The organism is Curtobacterium sp. HSID17257 (assembly GCF_003989515.1).
Lineage (GTDB): Bacteria > Actinomycetota > Actinomycetes > Actinomycetales > Microbacteriaceae > Curtobacterium.
Genome location: NZ_RBLU01000186.1, coordinates 1 through 3646 on the forward strand (window position 1 = coordinate 1; position 3646 = coordinate 3646).

At 72.4% G+C, this 3646-nt stretch carries 5 protein-coding genes and 1 tRNA gene; 3 read left to right on the forward strand and 3 right to left on the reverse strand.

Annotated elements, in window-relative coordinates; translation table 11 throughout:
* On the reverse strand, window positions 1-334 hold a 334-nt coding region (locus D8M35_RS15780), incomplete at its 3' end, for an NAD(P)H-hydrate epimerase (RefSeq protein ID WP_274542779.1).
* Between D8M35_RS15780 and D8M35_RS15785 the strand changes: the two genes are divergently transcribed.
* Both D8M35_RS15785 and D8M35_RS15790 read left to right on the forward strand, forming a co-directional pair.
* Window positions 333-1118, forward strand: a complete 786-nt coding sequence (locus D8M35_RS15785) for an alpha/beta fold hydrolase (protein WP_126892670.1) — start codon at window positions 333-335, stop codon at window positions 1116-1118. The genes D8M35_RS15780 and D8M35_RS15785 overlap by 2 nt on opposite strands.
* A 75-nt stretch (window positions 1119-1193) precedes the next feature.
* Complete coding sequence (locus D8M35_RS15790; protein ID WP_126892671.1) at window positions 1194-2225, forward strand: aldo/keto reductase; 1032 nt, start codon at window positions 1194-1196, stop codon at window positions 2223-2225.
* A 241-nt stretch (window positions 2226-2466) separates the two neighbouring features.
* On the opposite strand, the gene D8M35_RS15795 is transcribed toward D8M35_RS15790, so the two are convergent.
* Both D8M35_RS15795 and msrB read right to left on the reverse strand, forming a co-directional pair.
* Window positions 2467-2542 (reverse strand) — tRNA-Thr (locus D8M35_RS15795).
* A 36-nt stretch (window positions 2543-2578) separates the two neighbouring features.
* Window positions 2579-2983, reverse strand: coding sequence for a peptide-methionine (R)-S-oxide reductase MsrB (msrB, locus tag D8M35_RS15800; RefSeq protein ID WP_126892672.1), 405 nt, complete (start codon window positions 2981-2983; stop codon window positions 2579-2581).
* Between the two features lie 65 nt (window positions 2984-3048).
* On the opposite strand from msrB, the gene D8M35_RS15805 reads away from it, so the two are divergent.
* Window positions 3049-3516, forward strand: a complete 468-nt coding sequence (locus tag D8M35_RS15805) for a GNAT family N-acetyltransferase (RefSeq protein ID WP_126892673.1) — start codon at window positions 3049-3051, stop codon at window positions 3514-3516.
* The last annotated feature ends 130 nt before the right edge of the window (window positions 3517-3646 follow it).

Sequence of the window (3646 nt, forward strand, 5' to 3'; positions counted from 1 at the left end):
TGTCCAGCGCCGCTGCCAGGCCCGCCTCGTGGACGCGTGAGCCGACGCGCAGCACCGCCACGTGCCTCCCGTCCGACGCCAGGCGCGCTCCCGCGAACAGGGCGTCGCCGCCGTTGTCGCCGCTGCCGACGAGCAGCAGGACCGACCCCGGGCCGTCCTGCGGACGGACCGCCGGATCGTCGAGGAGCTCACCGACGATGCGGGCCAGCCCGTCCGCCGCTCGCTGCATGAGGGGTTCCCCCGCCTCGAGGTGCGGCCGCTCCGCCGCCCGGACCTGATCGCCGCCGTAGCCGTCCATGGGCACCACACTGCCCCGGTAGCCTGGTGACGCCATGTCACTCGTCCCCGAAGCGCCCCGTCCCCGTGCCGTGATGTCCCCGGACGGCCTGAAGCTCGCGACGTACGACTTCGGCGACCCGGACGCCCCCGTGGTCGTCGCCGTGCACGGGTTCGCCTCGGGCGCGGTCCTCAACTGGCACGCCTCCGGGTGGACCCGCGACCTCGTCCGCGCCGGGTACCGCGTCGTCGCACTCGACCAGCGCGGGCACGGTGCCTCGTCGAAGCCGCACGACCCGGCCGCGTACTCGATGGACCTGCTCGTCGCCGACGTGACGACCGTCGTCGACACCTACCTGCTCGACGACGTCGCGTTCCTCGGGTACTCGCTCGGGGCCCGCGTCGGCTGGCACACGGCGGAGCGGATCCCGGACCGGATCTCACGGGCCGTGCTCGGCGGGATCCCCGACGCGGATCCGATGCGCCGCGTGGCCGTCGACCAGGCGAAGGCCTACATCGCCGACGGCACGCCGGTCGAGGACCGGGTGACGAACGGGTACCTGCAGATGGCGGCGAACGTCGAGGGGAACGACCTGCGGGCGCTCGTCGCGATGGTCGAGGGGATGCGGAACAGCGTCGAGCCGACGCCCGAGAACGCGCCCGCGCAGCCGATCCTGATGGCGGCGGGCAGCGAGGACGGCATCCGGGACAGCGCCGTGCGGTTGGCCGAGGCGGCGCCGGACGCGTCGTTCTTCGAGATCCCGCGCCGGAACCACTTCAACGCGCCGACGTCGCGCGACTTCCGGGAGCGCGCCATCGCGTTCCTGTCCGATGGGCGCTGAGGGGGCAGTGCTGACGCCCTGACGGGCACTGGCAGGTCCCCGCTGGCGAAGGCGACCGGGCGTAGCGTCCCCGCCATGGACTACAGACTCCTCGGCAACAGCGGGACATCGGTGTCGACGCTGACCCTCGGCACCATGACGTTCGGCAGTGAGGCCGACGAACCCACCTCCCACCAGATCCTCGACACGTTCGTCGCAGCGGGCGGCACGCTCGTCGACACCGCGGACGTGTACTCCGGCAACGAGTCCGAGCGCATCATCGGCCGGTGGCTCGCCGCCCACCCGACCGAGGCACAGCAGGTCGTCCTCGCGACGAAGGGCCGGTTCCCCCAGGGCGACGGTCCGAACGACCTCGGCCTGTCCCGCCGGCACCTGCGCGTCGCCCTCGACGCGTCGCTCGAACGGCTCGGCGTGGAGCACATCGACCTGTACCAGATGCACGCGTGGGACGCCCTGACCCCGATCGAGGAGACCCTGCGCTTCCTCGACGACGCGGTGTCCGCCGGGAAGATCGGCACCTACGGCTTCTCGAACTACCTCGGCTACCAGGTCACCAAGGCCGTGTACGAGGCGAAGGCCCACGGCTGGGCACCGCCGGTGACGCTGCAGCCCCAGTACAACCTGCTCGTGCGCGACATCGAGCACGAGGTCGTCCCGGCGTGCCTGGACGCCGGGATCGGCCTGCTGCCCTGGTCACCCCTGGCCGGCGGCTGGCTCTCGGGCAAGTACCAGCGCGACGAGGCGCCGACGGGCTCGACACGGCTCGGCGAGGACCCGCAGCGCGGCATGGAGGCGTGGGAGGCCCGGAACGCCGACGAGCGCACGTGGAAGGTGCTCGACGCGGTGTCCGACGTCGCCGACGCGCACGGTGCCTCGCGGTCGCAGGTCGCCCTCGCCTGGCTGCTCGCGCGCCCCGCGGTGACGAGCGTCATCCTCGGCGCCCGGACGGTGTCGCAGCTCGAGGACAACCTCGGCGCGGCGGACCTCGTGCTCACCGACGACGAGCTGCAGGCCCTGACCGACGCGAGCGCTCCGCGGATCGACGACTACCCGTACGGCACCGCCGGCGTCGCACAGCGCGAGCGCCGGATCACGGGCGGTCGCTGAACGCCAGCGGGGCGCTGCGGCACTCAGCGAGAGCGCAGACGAGGCGGCCGCTTCCTGCAGATCCGTGCGGCTTCGCGCGATTCGGCCCGGAAGCGTGGACACGTCACCGGGCATGGTGTCACCATCGAAGTACGGCCGGCTGGTTACCGCGTCGAGCGCCCGGAACGCCTCCTGATCCGTGTTCCGCGTGTGCCGGAGGGCCCGGACGACACCCGTCCGGGCCCTCCGTCCTGCGCAGTGCTGGGGCCGGCAGCGGGACTCGAACCCGCAACCCCCGTATTACAAGTACGGTGCGCTACCAATTGCGCCATGCCGGCTGACGCGCCCATCCTAGCGGCGAGCGCGCCGGGGGCTCATTCGCTCTGCTCGGCGAAGTTCAGCGAGAGCGAGTTCATGCAGTAGCGGTCACCGGTGGGGGTGCCGAAGCCGTCGGGGAACACGTGCCCGAGGTGCGAGCCGCAGTTCGCGCAGCGGACCTCGGTGCGGACCATGCCGAGCGACTTGTCCTCGATGAGCTGGACCGCCTCGGGCCGCACGGACTCGTAGAACGACGGCCAGCCGCAGCCGGAGTCGAACTTCGTGCCGCTCTGGAACAGCTCCGCGCCGCACGCTGCACACGTGTAGATGCCGGCGCGCTCCTCGTCGAGCAGTTCGCCCGTCCACGGACGCTCGGTCCCGGCCTGCCGGAGCACGGCGTACTGGTCCGGGGAGAGCTCCTCGCGCCACTGGGCGTCGGACTTGTCGACGTTGTACGCCATTGCTTCCTCCTGCTTCCGGTCGGGGCTCGATGGTGATGCCCGACCCCTTCAGTAAACTCGCGACGATGTCCGAGCATTCCGTCCGCCACGCCCGCTGGACCCGCCTGACGACGGACGAACTGTACGGCATCGTGCGGCTGCGGAACCGCGTCTTCGCGCTCGAGCAGCGGGTCACCGCCGACGACTTCGACGGCCGTGACCGTGAACCCGACACCGAGCACTGGTGGTTCGGAGCGGACGACGATCCGGTCGGGTACCTCCGCCTGGTCCGGCCCGCAGCCGACGAGGAGCACCCGGCGGGCTCGCCGCCGCCGGCCTGGGTCGTCGGCCGGGTCGCCACCCACCCGGGCCACCGCGGGCAGGGGATCGCCGGACGCCTGGTCGCCGCCGTCCTCGACGCACACGGGCACGAGCCGTTCGTCCTGCACGCCCAGGAGTACGTCGCGGGCCTCTACGAACGCCACGGCTTCGTCCGGTTCGGAGAGCCGTACGACGAGGCCGGCATCCGCCACGTCGGCATGCACCGCCCGTGACGGGCACGCGCGAGCGGTTCGCCGCCTACGCGGAGCGCATCGCCCCGGTCTCGCCGTCGTACGCGGCCTGGGCGCGGTCGGTCGACGACGACCTGGTCGCGCTCCTGGACACGCTGCCGGCGCAGCAGCG

What these genes read in the sequence shown, in the direction of transcription:
- D8M35_RS15805 (WP_126892673.1), top strand. Translation starts at nt 3,049, where the DNA reads ATGTCCGAGCATTCCGTCCGCCACGCCCGCTGGACCCGCCTGACGACG.
- D8M35_RS15790 (WP_126892671.1), top strand. Translation starts at nt 1,194, where the DNA reads ATGGACTACAGACTCCTCGGCAACAGCGGGACATCGGTGTCGACGCTG.
- D8M35_RS15785 (WP_126892670.1), top strand. Translation starts at nt 333, where the DNA reads ATGTCACTCGTCCCCGAAGCGCCCCGTCCCCGTGCCGTGATGTCCCCG.
- msrB (WP_126892672.1), bottom strand. Translation starts at nt 2,983, where the DNA reads ATGGCGTACAACGTCGACAAGTCCGACGCCCAGTGGCGCGAGGAGCTC.